32 protein-coding genes and 1 pseudogene are annotated in these 26827 nt (G+C 59.9%); 32 read left to right on the forward strand and 1 reads right to left on the reverse strand.

Annotation, left to right across the window (positions count from 1 at the left end; all coding sequences use genetic code 11):
* Positions 1–4: 4 nt before the first annotated feature.
* The 30 genes and pseudogenes from ACZ5KW_RS05115 (at position 5) to ACZ5KW_RS05260 (ending at position 22534) form a co-directional block, all read left to right on the forward strand.
* Entirely contained in the window at positions 5–1021 is a 1017-nt protein-coding gene (locus ACZ5KW_RS05115) for a 50S ribosomal protein L3 (protein ID WP_343775776.1), read from the forward strand.
* 3 nt (positions 1022–1024) lie between these two features.
* Positions 1025–1771: a 50S ribosomal protein L4 gene (rpl4p, locus tag ACZ5KW_RS05120; RefSeq protein ID WP_343775773.1), complete on the forward strand. Its 747-nt coding sequence runs from the start codon at positions 1025–1027 to the stop codon at positions 1769–1771.
* Positions 1768–2022: a 50S ribosomal protein L23 gene (locus ACZ5KW_RS05125; RefSeq protein ID WP_343775771.1), complete on the forward strand. Its 255-nt coding sequence runs from the start codon at positions 1768–1770 to the stop codon at positions 2020–2022. The genes rpl4p and ACZ5KW_RS05125 overlap by 4 nt, the downstream gene beginning before the upstream one ends.
* A 1-nt stretch (position 2023) precedes the next feature.
* Entirely contained in the window at positions 2024–2746 is a 723-nt protein-coding gene (locus tag ACZ5KW_RS05130) for a 50S ribosomal protein L2 (protein ID WP_343775769.1), read from the forward strand.
* Positions 2743–3168, forward strand: coding sequence for a 30S ribosomal protein S19 (locus ACZ5KW_RS05135; protein WP_343775766.1), 426 nt, complete (start codon positions 2743–2745; stop codon positions 3166–3168). The genes ACZ5KW_RS05130 and ACZ5KW_RS05135 overlap by 4 nt, the downstream gene beginning before the upstream one ends.
* A gap of 3 nt (positions 3169–3171) precedes the next feature.
* Positions 3172–3636, forward strand: coding sequence for a 50S ribosomal protein L22 (locus ACZ5KW_RS05140; RefSeq protein ID WP_343775763.1), 465 nt, complete (start codon positions 3172–3174; stop codon positions 3634–3636).
* On the forward strand, positions 3636–4583 hold the full coding sequence (locus ACZ5KW_RS05145; protein ID WP_343775761.1) for a 30S ribosomal protein S3: 948 nt from the start codon (positions 3636–3638) through the stop codon (positions 4581–4583). Before ACZ5KW_RS05140 ends, ACZ5KW_RS05145 begins: the two co-directional genes overlap by 1 nt.
* On the forward strand, positions 4584–4802 hold the full coding sequence (gene rpmC, locus ACZ5KW_RS05150; protein ID WP_343775759.1) for a 50S ribosomal protein L29: 219 nt from the start codon (positions 4584–4586) through the stop codon (positions 4800–4802).
* A 1-nt stretch (position 4803) separates the two neighbouring features.
* Positions 4804–5262 (forward strand): ribonuclease P protein component 1, encoded by a 459-nt coding sequence (locus ACZ5KW_RS05155; RefSeq protein WP_343775756.1) that lies wholly within the window; start codon positions 4804–4806, stop codon positions 5260–5262.
* Positions 5253–5597: a 30S ribosomal protein S17 gene (locus ACZ5KW_RS05160; RefSeq protein ID WP_343775753.1), complete on the forward strand. Its 345-nt coding sequence runs from the start codon at positions 5253–5255 to the stop codon at positions 5595–5597. Before ACZ5KW_RS05155 ends, ACZ5KW_RS05160 begins: the two co-directional genes overlap by 10 nt.
* A complete protein-coding gene (locus tag ACZ5KW_RS05165; RefSeq protein WP_004597429.1) occupies positions 5597–5995 on the forward strand; it encodes a 50S ribosomal protein L14 in 399 nt (132 codons plus the stop codon). Before ACZ5KW_RS05160 ends, ACZ5KW_RS05165 begins: the two co-directional genes overlap by 1 nt.
* Positions 5996–5997: 2 nt before the next feature.
* On the forward strand, positions 5998–6354 hold the full coding sequence (rplX, locus tag ACZ5KW_RS05170; RefSeq protein ID WP_343775750.1) for a 50S ribosomal protein L24: 357 nt from the start codon (positions 5998–6000) through the stop codon (positions 6352–6354).
* Positions 6351–7070 carry a 30S ribosomal protein S4e gene (locus ACZ5KW_RS05175; protein WP_343775747.1) on the forward strand — a complete coding sequence of 240 codons (720 nt, stop codon included), beginning with the start codon at positions 6351–6353 and terminating at the stop codon, positions 7068–7070. Before rplX ends, ACZ5KW_RS05175 begins: the two co-directional genes overlap by 4 nt.
* The gene (locus ACZ5KW_RS05180) at positions 7063–7587 is read left to right on the forward strand and encodes a 50S ribosomal protein L5 (protein WP_343775744.1); all 525 of its coding nucleotides are present in this window, start codon (positions 7063–7065) and stop codon (positions 7585–7587) included. Before ACZ5KW_RS05175 ends, ACZ5KW_RS05180 begins: the two co-directional genes overlap by 8 nt.
* Positions 7584–7757, forward strand: coding sequence for a 30S ribosomal protein S14 (locus ACZ5KW_RS05185; RefSeq protein WP_004597423.1), 174 nt, complete (start codon positions 7584–7586; stop codon positions 7755–7757). The genes ACZ5KW_RS05180 and ACZ5KW_RS05185 overlap by 4 nt, the downstream gene beginning before the upstream one ends.
* Positions 7758–7759: 2 nt before the next feature.
* A complete protein-coding gene (locus ACZ5KW_RS05190) occupies positions 7760–8152 on the forward strand; it encodes a 30S ribosomal protein S8 (protein ID WP_004047215.1) in 393 nt (130 codons plus the stop codon).
* 2 nt (positions 8153–8154) lie between these two features.
* Entirely contained in the window at positions 8155–8688 is a 534-nt protein-coding gene (locus ACZ5KW_RS05195) for a 50S ribosomal protein L6 (RefSeq protein ID WP_343775739.1), read from the forward strand.
* A gap of 3 nt (positions 8689–8691) precedes the next feature.
* Positions 8692–9402 (forward strand): 50S ribosomal protein L32e, encoded by a 711-nt coding sequence (locus tag ACZ5KW_RS05200; protein ID WP_343775736.1) that lies wholly within the window; start codon positions 8692–8694, stop codon positions 9400–9402.
* Positions 9395–9856 (forward strand): 50S ribosomal protein L19e, encoded by a 462-nt coding sequence (locus ACZ5KW_RS05205; RefSeq protein WP_343775733.1) that lies wholly within the window; start codon positions 9395–9397, stop codon positions 9854–9856. The genes ACZ5KW_RS05200 and ACZ5KW_RS05205 overlap by 8 nt, the downstream gene beginning before the upstream one ends.
* A complete protein-coding gene (locus ACZ5KW_RS05210) occupies positions 9856–10413 on the forward strand; it encodes a 50S ribosomal protein L18 (RefSeq protein WP_343775730.1) in 558 nt (185 codons plus the stop codon). The genes ACZ5KW_RS05205 and ACZ5KW_RS05210 overlap by 1 nt, the downstream gene beginning before the upstream one ends.
* The gene (locus ACZ5KW_RS05215; RefSeq protein ID WP_343775728.1) at positions 10406–11053 is read left to right on the forward strand and encodes a 30S ribosomal protein S5; all 648 of its coding nucleotides are present in this window, start codon (positions 10406–10408) and stop codon (positions 11051–11053) included. The genes ACZ5KW_RS05210 and ACZ5KW_RS05215 overlap by 8 nt, the downstream gene beginning before the upstream one ends.
* Positions 11053–11517: a 50S ribosomal protein L30 gene (locus ACZ5KW_RS05220; protein WP_343775725.1), complete on the forward strand. Its 465-nt coding sequence runs from the start codon at positions 11053–11055 to the stop codon at positions 11515–11517. The genes ACZ5KW_RS05215 and ACZ5KW_RS05220 overlap by 1 nt, the downstream gene beginning before the upstream one ends.
* The gene (locus tag ACZ5KW_RS05225) at positions 11514–12011 is read left to right on the forward strand and encodes an uL15m family ribosomal protein (protein ID WP_343775723.1); all 498 of its coding nucleotides are present in this window, start codon (positions 11514–11516) and stop codon (positions 12009–12011) included. The genes ACZ5KW_RS05220 and ACZ5KW_RS05225 overlap by 4 nt, the downstream gene beginning before the upstream one ends.
* Position 12012: 1 nt before the next feature.
* Positions 12013–13494 (forward strand): preprotein translocase subunit SecY, encoded by a 1482-nt coding sequence (secY, locus tag ACZ5KW_RS05230; protein ID WP_343775720.1) that lies wholly within the window; start codon positions 12013–12015, stop codon positions 13492–13494.
* A gap of 84 nt (positions 13495–13578) precedes the next feature.
* A complete protein-coding gene (locus ACZ5KW_RS05235) occupies positions 13579–15705 on the forward strand; it encodes a DUF7845 domain-containing protein (protein ID WP_343775717.1) in 2127 nt (708 codons plus the stop codon).
* Positions 15706–16094: 389 nt separating this feature from the next.
* The gene (locus ACZ5KW_RS05240; RefSeq protein WP_343775714.1) at positions 16095–20228 is read left to right on the forward strand and encodes an Eco57I restriction-modification methylase domain-containing protein; all 4134 of its coding nucleotides are present in this window, start codon (positions 16095–16097) and stop codon (positions 20226–20228) included.
* The gene (locus ACZ5KW_RS05245) at positions 20225–20971 is read left to right on the forward strand and encodes a hypothetical protein (protein ID WP_343775711.1); all 747 of its coding nucleotides are present in this window, start codon (positions 20225–20227) and stop codon (positions 20969–20971) included. The genes ACZ5KW_RS05240 and ACZ5KW_RS05245 overlap by 4 nt, the downstream gene beginning before the upstream one ends.
* 42 nt (positions 20972–21013) lie before the next feature.
* A pseudogene (locus ACZ5KW_RS05250) lies at positions 21014–21181 on the forward strand (restriction endonuclease); the annotation flags it as partial.
* A gap of 108 nt (positions 21182–21289) precedes the next feature.
* Entirely contained in the window at positions 21290–21829 is a 540-nt protein-coding gene (locus ACZ5KW_RS05255) for a hypothetical protein (RefSeq protein ID WP_343775709.1), read from the forward strand.
* Positions 21830–21925: 96 nt separating this feature from the next.
* Complete coding sequence (locus ACZ5KW_RS05260) at positions 21926–22534, forward strand: hypothetical protein (protein ID WP_343775707.1); 609 nt, start codon at positions 21926–21928, stop codon at positions 22532–22534.
* A gap of 292 nt (positions 22535–22826) precedes the next feature.
* On the opposite strand, the gene ACZ5KW_RS05265 is transcribed toward ACZ5KW_RS05260, so the two are convergent.
* The gene (locus tag ACZ5KW_RS05265; RefSeq protein WP_343775704.1) at positions 22827–23417 is read right to left on the reverse strand and encodes a tyrosine-type recombinase/integrase; all 591 of its coding nucleotides are present in this window, start codon (positions 23415–23417) and stop codon (positions 22827–22829) included.
* 264 nt (positions 23418–23681) lie between these two features.
* On the opposite strand from ACZ5KW_RS05265, the gene ACZ5KW_RS05270 reads away from it, so the two are divergent.
* Both ACZ5KW_RS05270 and ACZ5KW_RS05275 read left to right on the forward strand, forming a co-directional pair.
* Positions 23682–24707: a DnaJ domain-containing protein gene (locus tag ACZ5KW_RS05270; protein ID WP_343775701.1), complete on the forward strand. Its 1026-nt coding sequence runs from the start codon at positions 23682–23684 to the stop codon at positions 24705–24707.
* A 185-nt stretch (positions 24708–24892) separates the two neighbouring features.
* On the forward strand, positions 24893–26773 hold the full coding sequence (locus ACZ5KW_RS05275; protein ID WP_343775698.1) for a hypothetical protein: 1881 nt from the start codon (positions 24893–24895) through the stop codon (positions 26771–26773).
* The last annotated feature ends 54 nt before the right edge of the window (positions 26774–26827 follow it).

Below are 26827 nucleotides of genomic sequence, written 5' to 3' on the forward strand. Positions count from 1 at the left end.
ACACATGCCACAACCAAGCCGACCACGAAAGGGCTCGCTGGGCTACGGCCCGCGCACCCGCGCAGACAGCGAGGTGCCGCGCATCCGTTCGTGGCCAGAAGACGATGGGGCCCCTGCGCTGCAGGGATTCGCCGGCTACAAAGCCGGAATGACCCACGTCATGATGGTCAACGACGAGGCGAACTCGCCGCGTGAGGGGATGGAAGAGGCCGTCCCCGTCACCGTCGTCGAGACGCCGCAGATGTACGCCGTCGCCCTGCGCGCTTACGAAGACACGCCGTACGGACAGAAGCCGGTCGCTGAGGTCTGGAGCGGTGAGTTCCACGAGGAGCTCGACCGCGCGCTCGACCTGCCGGCCGAAGACACCTTCGAGGCCGACGCGGACGAACTGCGCGCGCTGCTCGACGACGGCGTCGTCGACGACCTGCGCGTCATCACGCACACCGCTCCCTCGGAGCTCTCGAACGTCCCGAAGAAGAAGCCGGACGTCATGGAGACACGCGTCGGCGGCGGCTCCCTCGAGGAGCGCGCCGACTTCGGGCTGGACCTGGTCGCCGACGGCGGCGCCCACGAGTTCGGCGACGTCTTCCGCGCCGGCCAGTACACCGACGTCTCCGGAATCACGAAGGGCAAAGGGACGCAGGGCCCCGTCAAGCGATGGGGCGTTCAAAAGCGGAAGGGCAAACACGCCCGTCAGGGATGGCGGCGCCGGATCGGCAACCTCGGTCCGTGGAACCCCTCCCGTGTGCGCTCCACCGTGCCCCAGCAGGGGCAGACCGGCTACCACCAGCGCACCGAGCTCAACAAGCGCCTCATCGACTTCGGCGAGGGCGACGACGCCTCCGTCGACGGCGGCTTCGTCAACTACGGCGAGGTCGACGGTGAGTACGCGCTCATCAAGGGCTCGCTGCCGGGACCGGACCAGCGCCTGCTTCGGTTCCGCCCGGCTATCCGGCCGAACGACCAGCCGCGCCTCGACCCCGAGGTCCGGTACGTTTCCACCGAATCCAACCAAGGATAACCAATGAACGCAACAGTACACGACCTGGACGGCGACGAGGCGGGCAGCATCGAGCTGCCGTCCGTCTTCGAGACCGCGTTCCGACCGGACCTCATCGGTCGCGCGGTCGACGCCGCTCAGGCAAACCGGAAGCAGGCCTACGGGGCCGACGAGTTCGCCGGGCTTCGAACGCCCGCCGAGTCGTTCGGTTCCGGCCGCGGACTCGCGCACGTCCCGCGCTCGGAGAACGTCGCTCGCCGCGTCCCGCACGCCGTGTCGGGCCGCGCCGCGCATCCCCCGAAGGCCGAGAAAGACCAGTCGAAGAAACTGAACGACAAGGAGCGACAGCTCGCCATCCGGTCGGCCATCGCGGCCACGACCGACGCCGAGCTCGTCGCCGAGCGCGGGCACGCGTTCGACGAGGACCTCGACCTCCCGCTCGTCGTGAGCGACGAGTTCGAGGACCTCCAGAAGACGCAGGAGGCTCTCGGCGTCCTCGAAGCCGTCGGCGCCGACGCCGACATCGAGCGCGCCGAGGACGGCCGCTCCGTCCGCGCCGGACAGGGGAAGGCCCGCGGCCGCAAGTACCGTCAGCCCAAGTCCGTGCTCGTCGTCACCAGCGAGGAGCCGTCCCGCGCCGCCCGCAACCTCGCGGGCGTCGACGTCGCGACCGCGGCAGAGGTCAACGCGGAAGACCTCGCGCCGGGCGCGCACCCGGGCCGACTCACGCTGTGGACCGAAAGCGCCGTCTCGGAGGTGGCCGACCGATGAACTCGCTCATCGACCATCCGATCGTCACCGAGCAGGCGATGAACGAGATGGACTTCAACAACAAGATGCTCTTCCTCGTCGACGTCGACGCGACCAAACCGGAGATCAGCTCCGAGGTCGCGGAGCGCTACGACGTGGGCGTCGTCGACGTGAACACGCAGGTGACACCGCAGGGCGAGAAGAAGGCGATAGTCACCCTCTCCGAGGACGACGACGCGACCGAGGTCGCATCGCGGATCGGGGTGTTCTGAGATGGGACGACGAATTCAAGGACAACGACGTGGACGCGGCGGCCCGACGTTCCGGGCCCCGTCCCACCGATACAAGGCCGAACTGTCGCACAAGAAACTCGAGGACGTGGACACGATCACCGGCGAAATCGTCGGGATCGAACACGACCCCGCTCGCTCGGCTCCCCTCGCGGAAGTGGAGTTCGAGGACGACGACCGTCGTCTCGTGCTCGCGCCGGAAGGCGTGCGCGTGGGCGAGACGATTCAGGTCGGCGTGAGCGCGGAGATCAAGCCCGGAAACACGCTCCCGCTGGCGGAGATCCCCGAGGGCGTCCCGGTCTGTAACGTCGAGAGTAACCGTGGGGACGGTGGCAAGTTCGCCCGCGCGTCCGGCGTGTCGGCGACGCTGCTCACCCACGACCGCGACGTCGCGGTCGTTCAGCTCCCCAGCGGCGAAGTGAAGCGACTCGACCCGCAGTGCCGCGCCACGATCGGCGTGGTCGCGGGGGGCGGCCGGACGGAGAAACCCTTCGTCAAGGCCGGCAACAAGCACCACAAGATGAAGTCGCGGGGCACGAAGTACCCGCGCGTACGCGGCGTCGCGATGAACGCCGTCGACCACCCCTTCGGTGGCGGTGGTCGCCAACACCCCGGACAGCCGAAGTCCGTCTCGCGGAACGCCCCGCCGGGACGCAAGGTCGGTGACATCGCATCCAAGCGCACCGGACGAGGTGGCAACAAATGAGTTCAGATTACCGAACCGGCCGCGAGGACAAGGAGTTCGCCTACCGCGGTCACTCGCTCGACGAGCTGCAGGAGATGGACGTTGACGAAGTCGCGGAACTGCTCCCCGCACGCCAGCGGCGAAGCATCGTTCGCGGTCTCGGCACCGAACAGCAGAAGCTGCTGGAGACGGTCCGAAGCCGCGACAAGGAGACGACGGCGGACGACCCGATCCGGACGCACCTGCGCGACATGCCGGTCCTGCCGGAGTTCGTCGGCGTCACCTTCTCCGTGTACAACGGACACAGCTTCGAGCGCGTTCAGGTCGAGCCCGAGATGATCGGGCACTACCTCGGTGAGTTCCACCTCACGCGAAGCACCGTCGAACACGGTCAGGCCGGCATCGGCGCGACCCGGTCCTCGAAGTTCGTGCCGCTCAAGTAACCCATGGGAATCAACTACAGCGTCGAGGCCGACCCGGAGACCACCGCCAAGGGGATGCTCCGCGACCGGCCCATCAGCGTGAAGGACAGCAAGGAGATCTCCCGGGAGATCAAAGGCGAAACGGTCGCCGACGCGGAAGCGTTCCTCCAGGAGGTCATCGACGAGGAGACGTCGGTGCCGATGCGCCAGCACAACGCCGGCGCGGGCCACCGCTCCGACATCGACGGCTGGGACGCCGGCCGATACCCGGAGAAGGCCGCCAAGGACTTCCTCAAGCTCCTCGAGAACGTCAAGAACAACGCGATCGAACAGGGCTTCGACGGCGAGGATATGATCATCAAACACGTCGCCCCCCACAAGGTCGGCGAACGACCCGGCCGGAACCCCCGCGCCGCGGGCGCGACGCAGTGGAACACCACGCTCGCCGACGTCGAACTGATCATCGAGGAGCCGGAGGCTGACAACTAATGGCTGACGAACACCAATTCATCGAGGACGGCCTGCGCCGTTCCCAGATCAACGAGTTCTTCGCGGACGAGCTCGGCCGCGCCGGCTACGGCGGGATGGACGTCGCCCAGACGCCGATGGGCACGCAGATCGTCCTGAAGGCCGAAAAGCCCGGGATGGTGATCGGAAAGGGCGGGAAGAACATCCGCAAGATCACCACCGAGCTCGAGGACCGCTTCGACATGGACGACCCGCAGATCGACGTTCAGGAGGTCGACGAGCCCGACCTGAACGCGCAGATCGTCGCGGACCGTCTCGCGAACGCCTTAGAGCGCGGCTGGTACTTCCGGAAGGCCGGTCACACCACGATCGACCGGATCATGGACGCCGGCGCGCTGGGCGCCGAGATCGTCTTGAGTGGGAAGGTCACCGGGGCGCGCTCGCGCGTCGAGAAGTTCAACCGCGGCTACATCAAGCACAACGGCGAGCCCGCAGAGGAGGTCGTCGACCACGGTCAGGGCGTCGCGGTGATGAAGCTCGGGACGATCGGCGTCAACGTGAAGATCATTCCGCCGGGCGCGAAGCTCCCGGACGACTTCGACATCCGAGAGGACGCCGAGGTTCCGGAGGTCGAGCAGGCGACGGTCGACGCGGGCGACGACGAGGGCGTCGAGGCGCTCCTCGAGGACGAGCCCGAAGAGGTCCCGGACGTGGGCGCCGACGACGACGTCGACGTGCCCGACGAGGACCCGGCCGACGCAATCGACGAGGAGGTCGTCGAAGAGGTCGTCGAGGAGACCAAAGACACGGCCACCGAGGCGACCGACGTCGCCGCGGAGGAGCCGGTCGGCGACGACGACGTCGAAGCCGACGAGCTCGACGAACTCGACGAGGAGATCGAGTCCGAGGCGGCCGACCTCGTCGCTGAGATGGAAGCGGCCGACGAAGAAGACGAGGAGGACGAGTAAATGGCGATACTCTACACGGACGAGATCCGCGACATGACCGCCGCCGAGCGGCAGGTCGAACTCGAGGAGCTCGAGACCGAGCTGCTCAACTCGAAGGCGCAGCGGGCGGCCGGCGGCATGCCGGAGAGCCCGGGACGCGTCAACGAGCTGAAGAAGACGATCGCGCGGATCAAGACGATCCAGGCGGAAGAAGGCGACTTCGACGAGGACGAACAGTAAGATGATCTCCCCCGACCAGCTCGTTCGACACGAACTCGTCGGCCTCCCGGTTCGGGTGGTCGACGCCGACAGCGACGCCCACGTGGGTATCGCCGGTCGCGTGCTCGACGAGACGTTCGGCACCCTCGTGGTCCGAACGGCGTCGGGGGACAAACGCGTGCCCAAGTCGGGCGCGACGTTCGAGTTCGGCGTCGTCGAGACGCCGACCGCTCGCACAGATGAAGCCGCCGGCGACGATCAGTCGCCGGGGTCCGCGTCCCAACTCGGGTCGGATACTACGGGGGTACGCCCCCGTCAGTCTGGCCCGTCCGGGTCCACAAGCGTCGTCACCGGTGACGGCGCGGGTCCGGCGAGCCGACGAGGCGAGTGCAAAGACGCGGTCTACGCGACGGTGGATGGCGATCGGTTGCGATATCGACCCGCCGAACGCACCGAACGAGGTGCCACACAATGGCGATAGGAATCGACGTACCCACGCCTCCGGAGCCAGACAACCCGGAGGATTACGACTACGAGAAGTGCCCGTTCTACGGGCAGCTCTCCGTCCGCGGCCAGACCCGCGAGGGAACGGTCGTGTCGACGGATATGGCAAAGACCGTCATCGTCGAGCGAGAGTACGACGTGTTCGTACCGAAATACGATCGGTACATGAAGCGTCGCTCGCGCATCCCGGCTCACGTGCCGGGCGTGCTCGACTCGCTCGAAGTCGGTGACGAAGTGAAAATCGCGGAGACGCGACCGCTCTCGAAGACGAAGTCCCACGTCGTCGTCGAGATTCTGTCGGGTGATCAGTGATGGAGGCGCTCAAGGCCGACGTCACGCAGGGGCTCTCGAAGGGCTCGCTCATCACGTGCGCCGACAACACCGGCGCCCGTGAGCTGAAGGTGATCTCCGTGTCGGGCTACTCCGGCACGAAGAACCGCCACCCGAAGGCAGGAATCGGCGACAAGGTGACCGTCTCGGTCACCAAAGGGACGCCGGAGATGCGGCGGCAGGTGCTGGAGGCGGTCGTCGTCCGCCAGCGCAAGCCGATCCGCCGTCCGGACGGCACGCGCGTGAAGTTCGAGGACAACGCGGCCGTCATCATCGACGACCTCGAGGAGCCGCGGGGCACTGAGATCAAAGGCCCCGTCGCCCGCGAGGTCGCCGAACGATTCGGGAGCATCGCCTCGACCGCGACGATGATCGTCTAACTATGACGAAACAGCCACGCAAACAACGAAAACGGTCGGAGACCGCGCCGCTCCACGAGCGGCAGAATCAGGTCCGGGCCACCCTCACCGAGGATCTCCGCGAGGAGTACGGGCAGCGGAACGTCCGCGTCAACGCCGGCGACACCGTCGAGGTGCTTCGCGGCGACGCGGCCGGGACGGAGGCCGAAGTCATTTCGGTCGACCTGTCCGCAGAGCGGATCACGGTCGAGGACGTCACCGTCGAGAAGGCGGACGGGGAGGAAGTTCCCCGCCCCATCCCGGCGAGTAACATCCGGGTGACCGAACTGGACCTTGAAGACGAGCGCCGTGAGGCGCGGCTCCAGGAGGACAACGAATGACGCGACACCAGAAGCGACTGTCAGTACCGAACTCCTGGCCGGTCGAGCGCAAGACCGACACGTTCACCGTGAAGGCGGGCGCGGGCCCGCACGGCGAGGCGGGCGTTCCGCTCGTCGTCCTGCTGCGGGACGTGCTCGGTTACGTCGACTCGACGAAGGAGGCGCGCTACGCGCTGAACAACGACTCGATCCTCGTCAACGGCGACGCGATCTCGGACGAACAGCGTCCGATCGGGATGTTCGACATCCTGGCGTTCCCCGAGCGCGGGGAGTTCTTCCGCGTCTTCCCCGACGAGGGCGGTCGGCTCGCGCTGACTCCCGTCGACGAGGACGCCGCGAGCAGCCGGCTCGGGAAGATCACGAACAAGACCGTCGTCCCCGGCGGAGACGTCCAGCTGACGCTCCACGACGGGACGAACGTGCTCGTCGACGACGACGCCGACTACGAGACGAACGACTCGATCGTCGTCGACAACGAGTCGAAGGAGATCGTCGCCCACTTCGAGTACGAAGAGGGGGCGCTCGTGACCGCCGTCGCCGGCCAGCACGCCGGCCACATCGGCGAGATCGACGCCATCGACGTGACGCTCGGCTCCGGAGACAACACCGTTTCCGTCGCCGACGAGGACGACGGCTACGAGACGGTCGAGGAGTACGTCGTCGTGATCGACGAGAACTTCACCGACGACGAGACGGCGGGTGATTCGGATGAGTGAATCCGAGAGCGCCGCTCACGAGATGCGCGAGCCGTTCCTCGAGAAGGTCGTCGTCCACATGGGCGTCGGGCAGGGCGGTGAACCCCTCGCCGACGCAGAGCAGATAATCGAGGAGATCACGGGCCAGCAGTCGGTCCGGACGACCTCGAAGCGAACCATCGCCGAGTTCGGCATCCGCAAGGGTGACCCGATCGGCGTCAAGGTGACGCTGCGGGGCGAGGACGCGCACGCGTTCCTCCAGACCGCGCTGGACCTGGTCGACGTCGGCCGGAGCCAGTTCGACGACACGGGCAACCTCAGCTTCGGGGTCGAGGACCACACCGACTTCCCGAGCCAGGAGTACGATCCCAACACCGGGATCTACGGCCTCGACGTGACGACGACGATCGTCCGTCCCGGCTACCGCGTCTCGAAACGCGACAAGGCGACGGGAACGATTCCCGCGCGCCACCGGATGACAGCCGAGGACGCGGCCGCGTTCCTCGAAACGAACTTCGACGTCGAGGTAACCGAATGAGCGAAGCGAACAACGACACGGGCGAGCACGCCGCGAAACGCACCGACTCCCGGCACACGTGCCGGCGGTGCGACCGCGAGCAGGGACTCGTCGGCAAGTACGACATCAACCTCTGCCGGCAGTGTTTCCGCGAGGTCGCTCGAGACATGGGATTCGAGAAGTACAGCTGATTATGACGGGAAACGATCCATTCACCAACGCGCTCGCCGGCATGGACAACGCCGAGAGCGTTGGCCACCTGTCGTACACGGTAGAGCCCGCTTCGAACATCATCGGCTCCGTCCTCGAGGTCCTCTACGACCGCGGGTACGTCGACGGCTTCGAGTACGTCGACGACGGGAAAGCCGGGAAGTTCGAGGTCGAATTGAAAGGCGCGATCAACGAGTGTGGCGCCGTCAAGCCCCGCTACTCGGCGGGTGCGGACGAGTTCGAGAAGTGGGAGAAGCGATACCTCCCCGCCCGTGACTACGGGACGCTCATCGTCACGACGAGCCACGGCGTCATGAGCCACTACGAGGCCCGCGAAGAGGGCATCGGTGGCCAAGTGATCGCATACGTCTACTAACAATGAACAGAGTCGAAATCGAGATTCCGGACGACGTCTCCGCCGAGATCGATCACCTCGAACTCACCGTCGAAGGGCCGAACGGGAGCGTCACGCGACGCCTCTGGTACCCCGACGTCGAGGTCACCGTCGAGGACGGTGCGGTGGTCATCGCCTCCGAGAACGAGGACGCGAAGACCAACGCCACGGTCGGTACCTTCGAGAGCCACGTCGCCAATATGATCCACGGCGTCACCGACGGATGGGAGTACGCGATGGAAGTGTACTACGCCCACTTCCCGATGCAGGTGACCGTGGAGGGCGACGAGGTCGTCATCGAGAACTTCCTCGGAGAGAGCGCCGCGCGGCGCACCCCGATCCGCGGAGACACGGACGTACAGGTCGACGGCGAGACGGTCACGCTTTCGGGCTCCGACAAGGAGGCCGTCGGGCAGACCGCCGCCGACATCGAACAGCTGACGAAGGTGACCGACAAGGACACGCGCGTCTTCCAAGACGGCGTGTACATCGTCGAGAAGCCCACCGGAGGTGCCTAACACATGGCAGACGAACTGGAAGACATCAGCGGTGTCGGTCCCTCGAAGGCGGACGCGCTTCGCGAGGCCGGCTACGAGACGGTCGAAGACGTGAAGGCCGCCTCCCAGTCGGAGCTCTCCGAGGTCGACGGCGTCGGGAACGCGCTCGCCGCGCGTATCAAGGCCGACGTCGGCGGGCTGGAGGTCGACGAGGAGGCGGACGCGGAGATCGAAGACGAGACGGAAGAGGAGGAGCCGGTCGAGGAGACCGAGGAGTCCGAATCCGTCGAGACGGAGCTTCGCCCCCGCGGTCACGCCGACAAGACGCCGGAACTGGACGACGAGACCGCTCGCGCGCTCGCACAGAAGCACCGCGAGGGGAAACCGCAGTTCAACCGGCAGGACTACCACAAGAAAAAGCGGATCCCGACGTCGTGGCGCAAGCCGCGTGGCGGGCTCTCCAAGCAGCGCCGCCGCATGAAATCGAAGGGGCCGGTCGTCGAGGCCGGCTTCCGCTCGCCGACGGCGTCGCGCGACCTCCACCCGAGCGGCTTCGAGGAAGTCCGCGTTCACAACACGGACGACCTCGAGGGCGTCGACGGGGACACGGAGGCGGTGCGTATCGCCTCGAAGGTCGGCGGCCGCAAGCGCGAACTGATCGAAGACGAGGCGGAGGAGCGAGGAATTCGCGTGCTGAACCCGACCTACGTCGAAGTGGAGGTCGACGATGAGTGATCTGAAGGCGCAGAAACGACTCGCAGCGGACGAGCTGGACGTCGGCAAGGGCCGCGTCTGGCTCGACCCCGACGCACAGGAAGAGATCGAAGACGCGATCACCCGCGAGGACATCCGCGAGCTCATCGAACAGGGAACGATCCGCGAGGCCGACTCGAAGACGAACTCGCGCGGTCGCGCCCGTGAGCGCGCTGAGAAGCGCTCGTACGGGCATCAGTCGGGCGCCGGTACCCGGAAGGGGAAGTCCGGCGCGCGGCAGAACACGAAAGACGACTGGAAGGCGCGGATCCGCGCACAGCGGGCGCGCCTGAAGGAGCTTCGCGACGATGAAGACGTGCTCGACGCCTCCGAGTACCGCACGCTCTACAACAAGGCGAGCGGTGGGGACTTCGAGGACGTCGCCCGTCTCGAGGCGTACATTCGGACGCAGTACGGTTACGAGGTGACGGACTAATGGCGACAGGACCACGATACAAGGTGCCGATGCGGCGCCGCCGAGAGGTCCGGACGGATTACCACCAGAGGTTGCGCCTGCTGAAATCGGGCAAGCCTCGCCTGGTCGCCCGGGTGAGCAACGCTCACGTCAGGGCGCAGCTGGTGACCCCCGGACCCGACGGCGACGAGACCCACGCGGCCGCCTCCAGCGAGGAGCTCGGCGAGTACGGCTGGGACGCCCCCACGGGCAACCTCCCCAGCGCGTACCTCACCGGGTACCTCGCGGGCGCTCGCGCCGTCGAAGCCGGCCTCGACGAGGCCGTCCTCGACATCGGGCTCAACACGGCGACCCCCGGCAATAAGACGTTCGCGGTACAGGAAGGAGCGATCGACGCGGGCCTCGAGATCCCGCACAACGACGACGTGCTGGCCGACTGGTCGCGCACGCGGGGCGAGCACATCGCTTCGTACGCCGAGCAGCTCGACGAGCCGCTGTACAGCGGCTCGTTCGACGCCAGCGAGCTACCCGAGCACTTCGACGACGTGCTCGCGACCATCCAGGAGGACCATGAGTAGACACAACGACGGCTGGGAACCGCGGACGCGACTCGGCCGCAAGGTACAGGACGGCGACATCACGTCGATGGAACAGGCGCTCAACTCCGGCCTCCCGCTGAAGGAGGCCGAGATCGTCGACCAGCTCCTTCCGGGGCTCGAAGACGAAGTGCTGGACATTAACATGGTCCAGCGCATGACCGACTCCGGTCGCCGCGTGAAATTCCGCTGTGTGGTCGCCGTGGGGAACCGCGACGGCTACCTCGGCTACGCGCAGGCCCGCGACGATCAGGTCGGCGGCGCCATCGAGAAGGCCATCGACGTCGCGAAGCTGAACGTGATTCAGGTCGACCGCGGCTCGGGCTCGTGGGAGGACCAGCCTGGCGGCACGAACTCCCTGACCCGCACGGCGAAAGGGAAGGCCGGTTCCGTCACCGTCGAGATCAAGCCCGCCCCGCAGGGGCTGGGCCTCGCGGCCGCGGAGACGGTTCGAAACATCTTGGAGCTCGCCGGCGTCGAGGACGCCTGGACGAACTCCGACGGCAACACGCGTACCACTGTGAACCTCGCGAAAGCGACGTTCAACGCCTTAGAGAACGCGGCACAGTCCCGTACGCCGCAGCACGCGCGTGAAGTCCACTACGACGAGGTGAGCGAGTGATGCAAGCGATCGTCCAGCTCCGCGGTGACGTCAACCTCGGGCACGGCGTCGAGGACACCCTCGACATGCTGAACATCGGGCGCGTCAACCACGCGACGCTCGTTCCCGAGACGGACTCGTACCGCGGCATGATCACGAAGGTCAACGATGTCGTCGCGTTCGGGGAACCGAGCGTCGAGAGCGTCGCGCGCACCGTCGCGCGACGCGGTGAGCCCGTCGAGGGCTCGGCCGATATCGACGACGAGTGGATCGACGACAACACCGACTACGCCGACCTGGAGGCGCTGGCCGAGGCGCTCGTCGACGAGGAGACGACCCTGCGCGAGCAGGGCATCTCGCCGACGCTCCGGCTCCACGCCCCCCGCGGCGGTCACGAGGGCATCAAACACCCCGTGATCGAGGGCGGCGAACTCGGGAGACACACTACCGAGGAGATCGACAGTCTCCTGGAGGCAATGCGATGACGAGCAAGAAACGCAGACAGCGCGGCTCTCGGACGCATGGCGGCGGCACGCACAAGAACCGGCGCGGCGCCGGTCACCGCGGCGGCCGCGGCGCGGCCGGCCGCTCGAAACACGAGTACCACAACTACGGCCCGCTCGGCAAGCACGGATTCAAGCGCCCCGAGGACGCGCAGACGGAAGTCCTCGAAGTGCGAGTCCAGAAGCTCGACGAGGACGCGGCGCTGTACGCCGCGGAGGGCCTCGCCGAGGAGGACGGCGACGCGTACGTCTTCGACGCGCGCGACGTCGTCGAGGACGGCCACGACGCCGACGTCGTGAAGGTGCTCGGTGGTGGGCAGGTCCGCCGCGAGCTCCGCGTCACGGCCGACGCGTTCACGGCCGGCGCAGTCGAACTCATCGAGGAGTCCGGCGGCGAGGCGACGCTTTCAGAGCGCGCCGAAGACGCCGCTGACGAACCGGAAAGCACTTCCGACGACGAGAACGACGAGGCGTAATATGAGCTGGAAGGAGGCCGCCGAACCGGTGCTCTCGCGGATGCCCGTCGTGGAGCGACCCGCGGGACACGTTCCGTTCAGACGGAAGCTCACGTGGACGGCCGGAATCCTGATCGTCTACTTCTTCCTCACGAACATCAACCCGTTCGGGTTGGCCGTCGGTCAGGGCTCCGACTTCTTCGGACAGTTCCGGTCGGTACTCGCCGGCTCGTCCGGCTCCCTGTTACAGGTCGGTATCGGACCGATCGTCACGGCGTCCATCGTGCTACAGCTGTTGGGCGGTGCGAATCTACTCGGGCTCGACACGGAGAACGACCCGCGTGATCAGGTCCTCTATCAGGGCCTCCAGAAGCTGCTCGTAGTCATCATCTCGGCGGTGACGGCGGCGCCGATGGTGTTCACCGGCAGCTTCCTTCCGGCCGACGACGCGGTCGCGAGCGCGCTCGGGATCGGCATATTCGGCGTGCAGGTGCTGATCTTCGCGCAGATCTTCGTCGGCGGCATCCTCATCCTGTTCATGGACGAGATCGTGAGCAAGTGGGGAGTCGGCTCCGGCGTCGGGCTGTTCATCATCGCGTCGGTGAGCCAGCAGATCGTCGGCGGCTTCTTCAGCTTCTCCGCGCTCGGCGCCTCCGGCTTCTTCGCGAACTGGTACGGCGTCATCTTCGGCGACGTGCCGGTGTCGATGTCGCCGTTCACGGCCGAAGGACTTCAGAACCTGCTGTTCGATCCGGGTAACATTCTGGCGCTTTTCACGACGGTGTTCATCTTCGGAATCGTCGTGTACGCGGAGTCGGTCCGCGTCGAGATCCCGTTGTCACACGCCCGCGTGAAGGGCGCCCGCGGACGCTTCCCGGTGAAGCTCATCTACGCGTCCGTTCTCCCGATGATCCTCGTTCGCGCGCTACAGGCGAACATCCAGTTCCTCGGGCAGATCCTCTCCTCGCAGTGGGCGGGGATGCCGGCGATACTCGGTGAGTACAGCGACGCCGGACAGCCCATCTCCGGGCTGTTCTACTACCTGAACCCGATCCAGAGCCGCGGACAGTGGATGTGGTTCCTCGGTGAGATTCCGGCGTCCGTCGAACCGTGGATGATCGCGGTCCGACTCGCCGTCGACCTGACGTTCATGATCGTCGGCGGCGCCATCTTCGCGATCTTCTGGGTCGAGACCACCGGCATGGGGCCGGAGGCGACCGCGAAGCAGATCCAGAACTCGGGCATGCAGATTCCCGGCTTCCGCCGGAACCCGCAGGTCGTCGAGAAGGTCATGGAGCGGTACATCCCGCAGGTGACCGTCATCGGTGGCGCCCTCGTCGGGCTGCTCGCCGTGATGGCGAACCTGCTCGGCACCATCGGACAGGTCTCCGGTACCGGACTGCTGCTGGCGGTCTCTATCACGTACAAGCTGTACGAGGAGATCGCAGAAGAGCAGTTGATGGAGATGCACCCGATGATGCGCCAGATGTTCGGAAACGAGTAACGAACATCTACACTCCTTTAAATTCTTTTTCGACCTTGAGCGGCCGCTCCATCCTCAGTTGGCTCCCATCTGGGGGTGGTCGCAGTGACCGACCCAGACGACTTCTTCGGGCAGCTCGACGAGGCCGAGGCGGTTACTGACGACCAGACGGACTCTATCGAAACATCGGTCGAGCAGACGGAAGCAGACGCACTCCGGGCAGGTGCGGATACGACAGCCAACTCAACCGCATCCACGGAGCCACGGCAAAGAACCGTTGACCCTCGATACATCGCTAGATGTCGGTTCTGTCGGTGTAAATTCAAACAACACCGTATCGCGGTGAGGCATGAGGGCAGGTGCGACGCTGAAGCAGTCTCACAGTGTCGGTACTGCCGCGAGACGCATACCTGGGACGACGACCCGACCCACCATCTCAAGACGTGTCAGGCGTACCAGCAAGCCGAGAAGCGTCTCGAAGAACAGAGTGAGTCGGATGCGACCGACACTGACGAGGCCACCGAGGCGGCCAATTCTGACGACGAACACTTCGCCCGTACGTTCATCGATCCGCAGCCTCACGAGTTCCACGCCTATCTCAAATGGAACTGTGAGGACCTCGCTAATCCGCTCCGATCGTACTTCGGCCTGCGCTCCCTCCAGGGAGAGCACGACTTCGAGCAACACGGGCGACTCAGGACGACGGCCGAAATCGACGGGACCGAGTGGAACGTTGAGTTCGGTTTCAAATCCTCCGGGCTAGCCCCACGCGCTGCCGAGAATTTCCAACTCGATGAGGTCCGGGAGTACCTCGTGTATGTCTATCCGAAAGGGTACGACTCGTGGGGTGCTGCCAAGTCAGAAGCTCGGAAGCGCGCGTACTTCCGAATCTCTCCCCGGTGGCCAGACATAGAGACAAAGGAGGGGAACAGGGCGATGTCCAACCCCTACGACTTGGAGGGGTACGACGTAGAGGTTGAGGGCTCATACTGGGACTTCGAACAGTACCCGTCGGTGCTCCGGCAGTCGCTCGATGCGCTCGCGACGCGTCAGGGGTTCCGATTCAACAGTCCGACGCCCATCTATCCGGCCGATTTCGATGAGGATCGGCTCCATAGATCGTCGAATATCGTCGACGCGGAGCTATACGTCAGAGTGCTCAAAGGGGAGACCGGTGAGGTCATCGCGTACGATGGGACGCTTCACGAGGTCTCACTGTTGCTGGCCGGCGACCGCGAAGGCTACACGAAGTCGGTCCGTGACGACCGGGAGTGTCCTGGTCACTATCATACCGCGACTATCGACTCTCGTCGTGCCGGCGAGTTAGTCGGCAGCCACGAGCTAGCGAAGGAGTTCAAACACTACCACATGCGAAACCCCGACGCCGTCGAGGGGACAGCGCTCGAAAACCCGAAGATTGGCGTCTCCTTCCAGAACTCGATCCACGACGACACGCTGTACTGGAGTGACCTCGACACGCTTGTCACCGAACTCGACGAGGCGCTATTGAACGTTCTCAACTGGTCGAACATTCCTACTCGTCCGGACGGCCAGATGTTCGTCGACGACGACTACTTCGAGGTGACCGGATCTCGTCGGTGGCGGAAGATCCTTCCCGACCGTCTACCGCGAATCGAGACCAAACAAGATGATCAGATCTTCGCGTCAGCGGCGCAGATGAACGAGACGGACACGGAGCTGGTCGAGACGCTGCTCACGGACGGCGGAGAGACGTCGCCGAAAGAGTTGGCCCGTTCCATCGGTGTTCATCTCGACACCGTCTATCGCGCTCTCAAGCGGCTCTCGCCGCTCGTGGATCATACCTACGGAGAGGTTCAAATTGGGTCGAAGTACATCGCCCAAGAATTGACGGGCTATATCGATGCGGTGTCGAACAGTATCAAGTCTGGGCTTGAGAACGCGCTCGACGGACTTACTAGAGCGGAGGCTCACGCCGGTGACGACGACCCGTGGAGTCGCTGGCTCGACAGATACGGCGGAGAGATTAGCCGCACGGAAGGCGTGGATCCCGACGAGCTCGACATCGGATTCCAGCCTGAGACCCTCAGTGAGGCACGACGGCTCCTCCGTAGTGGGGCGAGTCAGTGGTCGAAGGTAACGGACGAGAAGCTTCGGCAGTTCGCGTTCGAGTTCGCGCCGAAGATCACTCTCGTCGACGGGAGTGTATACGAGCCTCGGTACTTTGCCGATGCGTTAGGAACTCCCGGATAGCGCGGGGCCTCCTGAGAGGCATCACTATCGATCCGGGTATTTAGAGGATTATTTTGCTACTTTTCGCGGGGTATTCGCGAGTGGTTCGCTGATGATGCGATCCCTGAGCGTCCGCACCGTTTCCCCTACCGGCGTAACTTCGAGGTGGGGTGCCCAACTCTCAGTTACGTGTGTGGCTAAGGAGCCACTAGAGTAAACCACTGCCTCGCTTCGCTCGGCAGATTCCAGCAGAAACGCAGGGGGTCGGCGCGCCTGACTCGGCGCGCCTTGATTTGAAATTTTACATTGATACCGCTACCAACGCTTGTTCGAAACCTTTTGTGAATATTCTGACTTAATAGCAGCTCCGTCATCTATTTACTCGCGCTGACGTGTGAATCTGATATCACATGAGCCAAGCGACGATTGGAAGTGGTCCCTATCGGAACTCCAACCTCTTCTCTGGCTACTATCTCGACGAGCGTGTTGCTGACCTCGACGACTGGGAATCCGACGACGAGGCCGAAGCGGCCTTCGAAGCCCTCCGCGAACTCTGGGAACTAGAGGGAGAGTACGTCGCCTCGCATGGCGAGGACGAACTGATCGACCAGTGGATTGGTGAGGTCCTCGATATCCTCGGGTTCGACACGATCTCCGAGGGGACGCTTCCCGGCGGCGGCGGGTACGTCGACCGGCTGCTCTACGAGTCGAGAGACGACCGATACGCGGCTGTCGACCGGAAGGAGAACGACGACCGAGAGGGGATGTTCGCGGGGGCCTCCGCGCTGCTCGAAGCCAAACAGTGGGGCCACGACTTCGAGAAGCGGTTCAGCGACGAACGACCCTATCGTGACGCCTCACACCAGGTTAAGTACTACCTCGAACGGACGCCGCCCGACCTCAAGTGGGGGCTCCTCACGGACGGGAAGAAGTGGCGACTCTACGGGACGAAAGACTACGAGACACAAACGTACTACGAGGTCGACCTCCCGGAGCTACTCGAATCCGGGGACCTCCAGCAGTTCAAGTACTTCTACTGTTTCTTCCGGCCCAAGGCGTTCGTCGAGGTCGCGGGTAGCTCGTTCCTCGAAACCGTCTGGTCAGAGTCCGAGACCGCCGCACAGGAACTCGGCGAGGACCTCCAAGACAACGTGTTCACCGCGCTGCGAGTCCTCGGGAAGGGGTTCGTCGAGAACAACGATATCGAGATCGACCTAGAAGACGAGGACGGTCTCAGCGCCGACGAACTGAAAGAGCAGTCGCTCGTGCTGCTGTACCGGCTGATGTTCGTCCTCTACGCGGAGTCGCGTGGACTGATAGACCCGGAAAAGCCGGATGCGAACGCGGAGTACCACGAGAACTTCAGCCTCGAAGAGGTGCGAAGCGACATCATGGAGACGGTCGAGGGCGGCGACGTCGAGTCTGGGGCGGCGTTCCGCGAGGAGTACAGTACGTTCTCCACGACGATCTGGAACCGGCTCTCGCGGCTGTTCGAACTGATCGACGAGGGCGAGGAGGAGCTCGATATCCCGCCGTACAACGGCGGGCTGTTCGACCACGACGACCACGAGTTCCTCTCGGAAAACTCGGTCTCGGACCCGGCGATCGCGGAGGTCATCTTCCGGCTGTCGACCACGCAAAACGACGAGGGCGAGTACGTCCCGGCGGACTACGCCGACCTCGACACGCGGCACCTCGGCTCGATCTACGAGGGCCTGCTCGAACACGAGTTCCGGATCGCGCCGGAGGCGGGCATGGCCGCGGTCGCGGAGGACGGCGGACAGGTGTGGAAGCCGGGCGACGAGGTCTCGGTCGCGGACGCGGTCGAGGTCGTCGACGAGGGCGGGCTGTACGTCGTGAACGACGAGGGCGAGCGCAAGGCCACGGGGGCGTACTACACGCCGGACTACGTGGTCACCTACATCGTCGAGGAGACGATCGACCCACTGATCGACGAGATTCACGCGGACCTCGAAGCGGACGGACTCTCCCAGAGCGACGGGGAGTACTTCCGGCGGTTCTACGACCGCGTGACGGACCTGACGGTTCTTGATCCCGCGATGGGGTCCGGGCACTTCCTGACGAAGGCGACGGGCTACCTAACCGAGCACGTGATGAGCGTCGTTCGCGAGCAGGAGATTCAGTCGTACGACGAGCAGGAGTTCCGCCGGACGATCTCGAAGGAGGTCATCTACGGCGTCGACCTGAACGGGATGGCGGTCGAACTCGCGAAGCTCTCGATGTGGTTGGAGACGCTCGCGGCGGACCAGCCGCTCGCGTTCCTCGACCACCACCTGAAGGACGGGAACTCGCTCGTCGGGAGCGACATTACGGAGGTCCTCTCCGACGACAGCGAGGAGAACGGCGGCCAGTTGACGCTCACACAGGCCTTCGCACGCGTTCGGCAGGACACCCTCGGACACGTGATGGACCTGATGGCGGACCTACTGGCGTACGACAACGACTCGCTGGAGAGCGTGAAATCGATGGAGGAGCTGTACGACGAGATCCGCGACGATCCGCTGTACACGCGCCTCTTCGAGTTGGCGAACGTCCACACCGCCGAGGAGTTCGGCTGTGACGTGCCCGAGGACGCCTATGAGCAGATGGCGGGAGCGATCGAAGATGCGGACGACTGGGCGGAGATCCGCGAGAAGGATTGGTTTATCGCGGCACAGGCGACAGCCGACCAGCAGGACTTCTTCCACTGGGAACTAGAGTTCCCCGAGGTGTTCTTCAACGGAGACGGGGAGAAATTGGATGGTTCTGGATTTGATGTCGTTGTCGGGAATCCACCGTGGGTATCAAACTGGGAGTTAACAGAAGCAAACAAAGATCTTCCCGAACGCTTGGAGTCAATCTATCCGGAAGTGGCAGTGGGTCACTGGGATATGTATGTCCTATTCTGTTATAAATCACTTCAGTTGACTCAAAAGAATAACGGCCAACATGCTTTTATCACACCGTCTTCGCTCGGTACAGAAAAGTACGCGCGGAATATCCGTAAATATCTCATTGAAGAGACGGATATCCGTCAACTCATCCACTTTGGAGAGCGCTCTATCTTCCAAGAAGTGGATCGGCAGTGTCTAATCTACATCTCTTCTCCGGGTGCCAACACAAATAGAAAAACTCAGATTATTGAGTACGATGGGACCTCGTTCAGTCCTGAATTGGATGTCGATCAGTCTATGTTTCTGGAATATTCGAATTATTCCATAAGACCATCTTTAGCAGGTACAGACATGGAAATCAAAAACAAGTTGGAATCAAGCTCCACCCTACTAGGCAGGGTCTGTTGTGTTAACGTCGGCGTCGTAGCACACAGCGCGTCAGAAAGCGAGTTGGAATTTAAGAAAGATGACGTTATTCACATGGAAGATGGGGATGGATTTAAAAAATACATCCAAGGTAGCAACATAGAGAGATACAGCATCAACTGGGAAGGGGAATACATTGATTACGTATCAAAGAAAAATCACTTCCACAGGCCAAAATTTAGGGAGTTATTTGAATCTGATAAAATCGTTGTCCCACGGATCAGTAGCTCTGGCAATCGTATTAGTGCGTGTTACGATAAAACGGGATACTATAATAACGACAACGTGACGAATCTGGTTAATTGGTCCCCAGAAATCAGAAAGAAACAAAATCCAAAGGAATTCGATATTCATCCACGCGCAAGTGATTTTAATACCGCGTGTTTGACGGCAATAATCAATTCAAATGTTTTGAGCTATTATTTCAGTAAGTTCCTAGCAACAGACACACTACAGGGTAGTTACACAAGCATCTATCCCCAAGATCTGCGGAAACTGCCACTACCAACACTCAACACGCTATCGCAGAGTGCTACGATTAATAATTCTGACCACAACTTTGGAGAGTCATCTTATCTCGACACACTCTCAAAATTGACCAATGAGTTACAGGAAAAGAAGTTGACGTACAAATCACTTAATCTCAATTTGATTGATTATGTCGGGGGTGATTCCGGCGAGAAACGACTCTCAGAGATTGGACTGCTACAACCCACAGAGAAGAACATTCTTGAGTCGGACGCCACTGACTATGAAAACCTCCGTACTGGAAGTGTGCGCGTTGAGCAGAACGGCCCAACGGTTACAATTGAAGCCACTGCTCGCTACAAGCCCGACGACGAGGACGCACACGAGACCGACCAGTGGGGCTACACGGAGACGGAGTACCTGCCGGCGTTCCGGATCACGGACCTCACGGAACGCGAGGCGGACTTGATTGAGCACTTCGTTCCGGTCGCCGTCGACGAGGCGGGCGGCTTCGCGAACTTCCGCGAGACGGCGACGAAGACGAACTCGCTGATCGACCGGCTGAAGGCGATCGAACTGCCCGACGTCGACGACGTGGCCGACAACTTGGAGAACTACCTGGAGACGAAGGAGCGCGCCGAGGAGCTCGACGCGAAGATCGAGCAGACGGATAAGCTCATCGACGAGATCGTGTATGAGCTGTACGGGCTGACCGACGAGGAGATCGAGATCGTTGAGGAGGCGGTCGGGGAGTGAGCGAGTATCGGTCACTCGATTCGCTGACGAAAGACGACAAAATCGCAGGAAAGGTCAGAAGACAGTTGGAGGTGTTTCCACAGAAATTCCGAGAACTCGGTGAGGGCGGACAGCTTAGTGAACTCTTTCGCAGTCCGAAGAAATTCTCAGGAGCACGCGTTGAACAGGCTCCGGAGGTCTTCACAGAGCAGTATCTCATCGGACCGGTTCTCCACGGGCTTGGATACTTGAGTTCTGCCTCGGCAGAATACGACGGATCTGGACCGCATTTTATCCGCCAGCCGATAACGTATCGAAAGGTCGAGCCGAAACAACCCGACTATCTCCTGAAGAATATCGATCCAGCCATCGTGTGTATCGTTGAAGCGAAAGCGGTGAACCGGGAGCGAATGACGGGTGCGAAAACCCGCGCGAGTGACGACATTCAGGATTACCTCGAAGAAGATGCCTTCTGTAAATTCCTTCGCGATCTCGACCAGCGGTACTTAGTAGGGATTGGGACAGACGGATTCCGCTGGACACTCTGGATGAAAGATATCCATACGGGCGAGGAAAGAAGACACAACCCAAAGGTCGACATATCTGATGTCGTCAGAAAGGTTGCGAGCCGTCGAAATGTGATTGAAGGGAGTTTTTCGTCAGGGGCATCAGACGAACGTGAACACCTCGCTGAGGAGTTTGTCCCTGCTTTTGCCGCCGAGAACCTACCGAAGCACGTTAAATCGGTGTTTGAAGAGAACTAACCGTGAAGAGACGGACAGCGTCCTGAATATTCCAGAGACGGCGACGACGTGGCCGACGACTTGGAGAATTACCTGGAGACGAAATAGCCCGCCGAGGAGCTCGACGCGAAGATCAAACAGACGGACGAGCTTATCGACGAGATTGTATATGAGTGGTACGGGCTGGCCGACGAGGAGATCGATCTCGTTGAGAAGGCGGTTGAGAAGTAGGCTCTGTGAGGCTCGGTTTCCAATAGGTCAGTTATATAGGATTTCAATAAGTGCTCGATGACCGAATCGTCATGCGGATTCTTACCGTCGGGCGTCGAGAGGCGATCTATGTCGGACATCTGCTACTGCTACTACCCACGAACGCGCGCTCCACCGGAGTTCGTCGACGAGGTCGCCGCTGCCTTCCGAGCAAACGAGGACGCGATCTCGACCGTCGACGGCGACAATGGGCTCAAAAGTGACGACGTACTCGATGTCGTTCGCGACGACTTGGTGGCGATCGGCTTCGACATTGAGGAAGGCAAGAAGAAGGAGGAGAAGATCCACCGCCCGGTCCTTTTCGGCGAGAACGGCGAGCCGGACCTCCAGTACGAGGTCGACGGGTACCACGAAGGGAAGCGCTACGGACTGGAGGTGGAGGCGTCGCGAGCCGTACTGGGGAACGCACTGTATCGCGACCTGATTCAGGCTGCGGTGATGGTCCAGGTGGACACGCTCGTACTCGTGGTGCCGAACGTGTATCGGTACAACAGCGGCGGTCGAACGACCGAGAGCAAGGCGTATGAGAAGAGTAACGACGTGATCGACACGGTGTATGCGTCGGGGCGGATCGAACTGCCCTTCGAGACGCTCCTTATCGGGTACTGAGCGAAAGACTAGCTGTTCGTCGTCGCCGGTCTCCACGTCGCCTTTCCGCCGCACCAGCGGCAGGGATTTCATCAGGATAGCGGGAGAGATGAACTCATGAGCAGCGAAGAGCCTCTCACACGATTAGCACAAGACATCGCGACCATCATCCCGACCGTCGACGCGAACACTGAGGGACAGTATGGAGACGGAATCGGTTCGGAAGACGAACCGCGGCAGGTGGAACTGCTCGTCGACGAGTTACAGCGCTACAGCTCAAGATACCAGGGCACCCGACAGGAGGTCCCGTATCCGAGCGGGTCCGGAAGCTGTGATCTTGTGCTTCCGGGCGAGATCCCGGTTGAGTGTAAGCTACTCCGGTACTGGCGAGCAAACGGGGACTCGGAGGACTACATGCCGAAGCAGGTCTTCAGTCCGTTTCACGAGAATACGTTGCTGACCGACGCACAGAAGCTTAGCACGTCGGGATTCGAGCGCGACGGCGGGTTGCTCGGGCTCTTCTACAAGCGATCGGATGACGACCCTGAATCGGTTGCGAATCTCTCTGAACGGTTCACTGCGGAGCGGTTGGCCGAGAAGACGGCTCGCGATGTTGAGTACTGGTTCGATATCGACATCGACGTGTGTGGGGTCGCAAAATTTGACGGACTACAACATTCGGTACAGGCACAGGGGGCGGCGATCACGTGGGAAATCAAATCGTAGAACAAAGGGAGAACATCAGGAAGATGACAGAGAACAATATTTTCGGTTAGTTTTCATCGCCAACCCCGCCAGAATCATACCAATCTGGATCTCCGTCCTCTAAAACAATAACCACTGATATATCCAGCAACTCCAGCATATACAAAGAGATACTATCGTCATATCGTTTTGAGTTCACTGTACTGAGTGATCTACAGGTCATCCAACAAAGTACGTGTACTATTCTATAGCACCTACAGCATTGAGTATCATACTAACCTCACCCGGAATTACCAAAGGCTATCTCACGGCTCTAGAGCCAGCCGACCTTCTCACGAGCGCGACGCTGCGCTGCTGGGCTATATGTGCCTTTATAGTGGTCAAGGAATGTTTCTAAATCTTCCCACCCGCCCCAGTCAAGCACCAAAAGCGGGTCTACCTCCTTCTCGGCGAGCGATGTTGCCCACGTCCGACGGAGGTCGTGTGTCGAGAGATACCTCCAGCCCTCATCGACAGTCTCTCCGGCCAGCTGCTCGCGAGCGTTTTTGACCCACCGACGCAGTGATCGCGTTGACTGTATCGATAGGACTGGTTCGTCGGAGGGTGCGTCGCGAACGTCGCCGATAGTCTGGATAGTGGTTGCGAGATTCGCCGGCATGGGCGTCTCACGATATTTTTCGCCTTTCCCGTCTGGTACCCGAAGCATCGGGCCCGCATCTGTGCTGGCGACGTCCTGCGGAGCGACATCGGTGATCTCTCCGGAGCGCAGGCCGCAACGTGCTCCGAGTTCGAAAGCGACCCGGTGCTCGGTGTCGCTGGCGATCTCGATAAGCTGCTTTACCTCCGCTTGACTAAGCCACACCTTCTTGCCTGCCTCGTCTTCTTGATGATCCCGCAGATTCATCGTGGCGTCCGGTTATCATGCTAACCGGACATAAAGATGAGGTCTGTCCCCCAATTTGAGGCTATCCAGGGTTGATAGAAGCTAGATCCGTCCGGCTTCTCCCCAATTATCGGATCAGAACTAAAAAATTCCCACTCGAATAACTACTATGCTATTTTATGAATTATCAAGTATGAGTATCTCGCCAAAACCATCTTATTAGCAGCATAGGAGATACCAGTATGTTCATTGAGTACAACGTAACTAGCAATCGCTTATTATAATATGAGTTCAGATTATTATGACTTGCTGGATGTCTCAAGAAACGATTCGTACGACACAGTACGTCGTTCATATCGAGACCTAGTAAAAGAATATCACCCAGACGTGAGCGACCTGCCGAATGCGCAAGAACGATTTCAACAGATCAAAGCTGCGTATGAGGTGCTCAACAACCCGAAAAAAAGGAAAAAATACAATCAGATTTCTCACGATGAATTTGTAAATCAACACGGGGGATATTCATCTAAAGAAATTAAGGAAGCTACAGATGTACAGTTGGTAAACAATGGAAAAAATATCTCTCAAGCTAAATCCACATACTCTCAGACCCGTAGCCGGCGCAATCAAAGAGACGATAACAGCAGTCAAGATGAATATAAAAGCGAGAATAGGCCTTGGTATGATTGGATTCTACAGGGGCGTACAGCTGAAAACAGCGGCTATGCCGCGTATTCTCTCCGGTTAGGTGTTTTTTTGATATTGACCTTAGCCATCTTTCTACCTGCCAGTTCTATCTTAATTGGTGGCGACTACGGGTTCTACTTTCTTCTTATGGTTCTTGGAGGTCGGGCCATCTATCTGATCTCGTTTGAATCTTTGCGGAAAGACTATCAGAAGATAGATAATAGTCCCGAATCAGACGCCTATTCAATACCTTATGCGGTCGGATTAGGATTCCTTGGGGTCATATTACTGTTGCCTGTAACTCTATTTTCACCTTCATTGCTTGGTAGATTACTCGGAGTATTCGGAGGCGTCATTTTTGCTAATGGTCTCATAGGAACCGTCTTAGCAGTAGGTTGGGGGACTGCTGATGACTATTACAATCTCAGATTGGATGTAAAACCAGTCTTTTGGAATTTCCTGGTCCAAGCACCAATAATTGTATATCTTGCGGCTCCTAATATGCCATCTTGGAATATATTCGCACTAGGACTACTTGTTATTCCACTCTTGGCAGGGATTGTATACACTATCCGTTACCACAGTGAAATAGTAAGTGAGCTAATCAACCGGATAACTGTCTGATAATTTAAATACTGAGATATGCGAATTTATTAATATTCGATCTGATGAAATAACCTAATTAGCAGATAAGAAGTGTAGATGCGGCCCTCTGAACAGCACACTCATACACCAATTCATGCTACGATATTCTTAATTCTGATATTTTTGTCACCAGGTATATGTGTTCTACGCGATTCTCATTCTACATGAGTCTATTAAAAAAAGACAAAATCATATCTGTCATTCTAGTCTCAGTAGTCGTGTTGGCAGGGCTAACAGCCCCTGTCACCGCTCAAGAAGAAGTCGATACCTCCGAGTTGAAAATTAGTGAGGTGACTACGCCATCTGAGGTTGACATCGATGAAAAAGCTGAATTGGCATCTGACGCAACGATTTCTGACCTTCCGGCTGACTGGTCTGCTCAACTTAAGTTTACAGCATATGCTAATAACAGCAAACTAGGAACTCAGGAGGTTAGTGTTGAAGATGGTGAGACTGTTGATGTCTCCCTAAGTCACTCTTTTGAAGAGGCTGGTCCCAAGGAAATCTATTTTGAGGTCACAGGCGAACTGACACGAGAAGGAGCTCTAACTGAGCAATCTTCGAGTATTGATCGAACAACACCGTCAAAGATCATCAATATCGTGGACCCTTCCTCCACGAAGACTGGAGATACACCAGGAGGCGATGAATCGATTGGCGATCAGGTAGATAGTACGAGCGATAAGTTAGGACCTGAGATCTCTACCGAAGGGGCAGCATTTGTTGCCCCTGGTTCCATTCAGGATCAGGTAGATGATCTCCGAGAAACGCTCCCTCTCGGTGAAGATCGCGTCTCACATGCGTTCGTCCTAGCTACGTCGGATAACCTGTATCTTGTACTCACTGATAAGGAGCCGGTGGAGGGATACGCCTCCATCCAGGGGACCGAGCTTGATGCTAATGAAATCTCACTGGATAGAAGAAATAGTTTAGAATTTAAACCAGTTCGAGCCACCGGGGTTGAGTACCAAGAGCCATCCAAAGCAAGCGTCGGAAGGGTTTATCGGAACACGGACGACTACCGCAGGGACTACGTTGAGTTCACCGCCAATCATCGGAGCATTGCTATTGACGACGAACAGAGTGATTACAAATTAACGACCGGTGTACTGGTTGATGATCCGATAGAGTCTGAAGAGCTGTTCCGAACTATTGGTGGACAGTCACATGCCATGTTAGACCAATTAAATAGAGACACTGTTGGCGGGGTTCTGGGTGATCTTTCTCGACCCCATATTATCACGACAGAACCTGATACCAAAGCCCGTTATTGGCAGAATACAGCCGTTACAATGACTGGCATCGTAACATCGCCCGAATCTCCTGCCGGCGAATTTATTCGATCTCAACAAAAATACAATACCCTCCCGACAGACCCCGATACGCCAGTACTGTACGTCACCAATAGTCAATACAACCCACAGAGTGTATCCATCTCGGAGATTTCAGAGGATCCCTCCGCTTACGAGGGTGACACGGTCCAGTTTGAATCGAGCCTTTATATGAAGACAATAAGCAGCAAGCGTATTATTGAATCGACAGGAACCAAAATGCCTCCGATTGATACAGTCCTACACGGTGGTGTGGCGTGGGACAGACAACCGGATACTCGTGATGATCTAGTTGGTGTGATAGCGGCTTCTTCAATAACCCAAAATCAGCTCAGCAAAGAGCGAACTGGTACCTACAAAGTAACTGGGGAGGTAATATCAACTGACAAAATCAAAGGCAATCTTTCGCAAGGCTACGTTCTAATTGCGTATAACCTTGAAAGAACGGGAGACCTTGATACCACCTCTATAAGCGATCTTAGTGTACAGCAAAGTTCAAAAATATCAAAAGTACTACAAAGACAAACAAACCCCACTATCGAGACATCCGATTCATCATCCCCCGATGGTGGAACAACCGCTGAATCAACAAATTCTGATGGCGTACTTGGGGATACAACTGATAACGAATCAAATACTGAATCTAGTAGAGGCAATGATATTGTTAGCACGATGTCCGAATTAGTGAAGCAAATCGTCGACTTGTTCTCATAATGACACAATTTCGACTCATATAACGGCCCAATCCCTATCTGTAATTTGATGACG

Source organism: Halorubrum ejinorense, assembly GCF_055389685.1.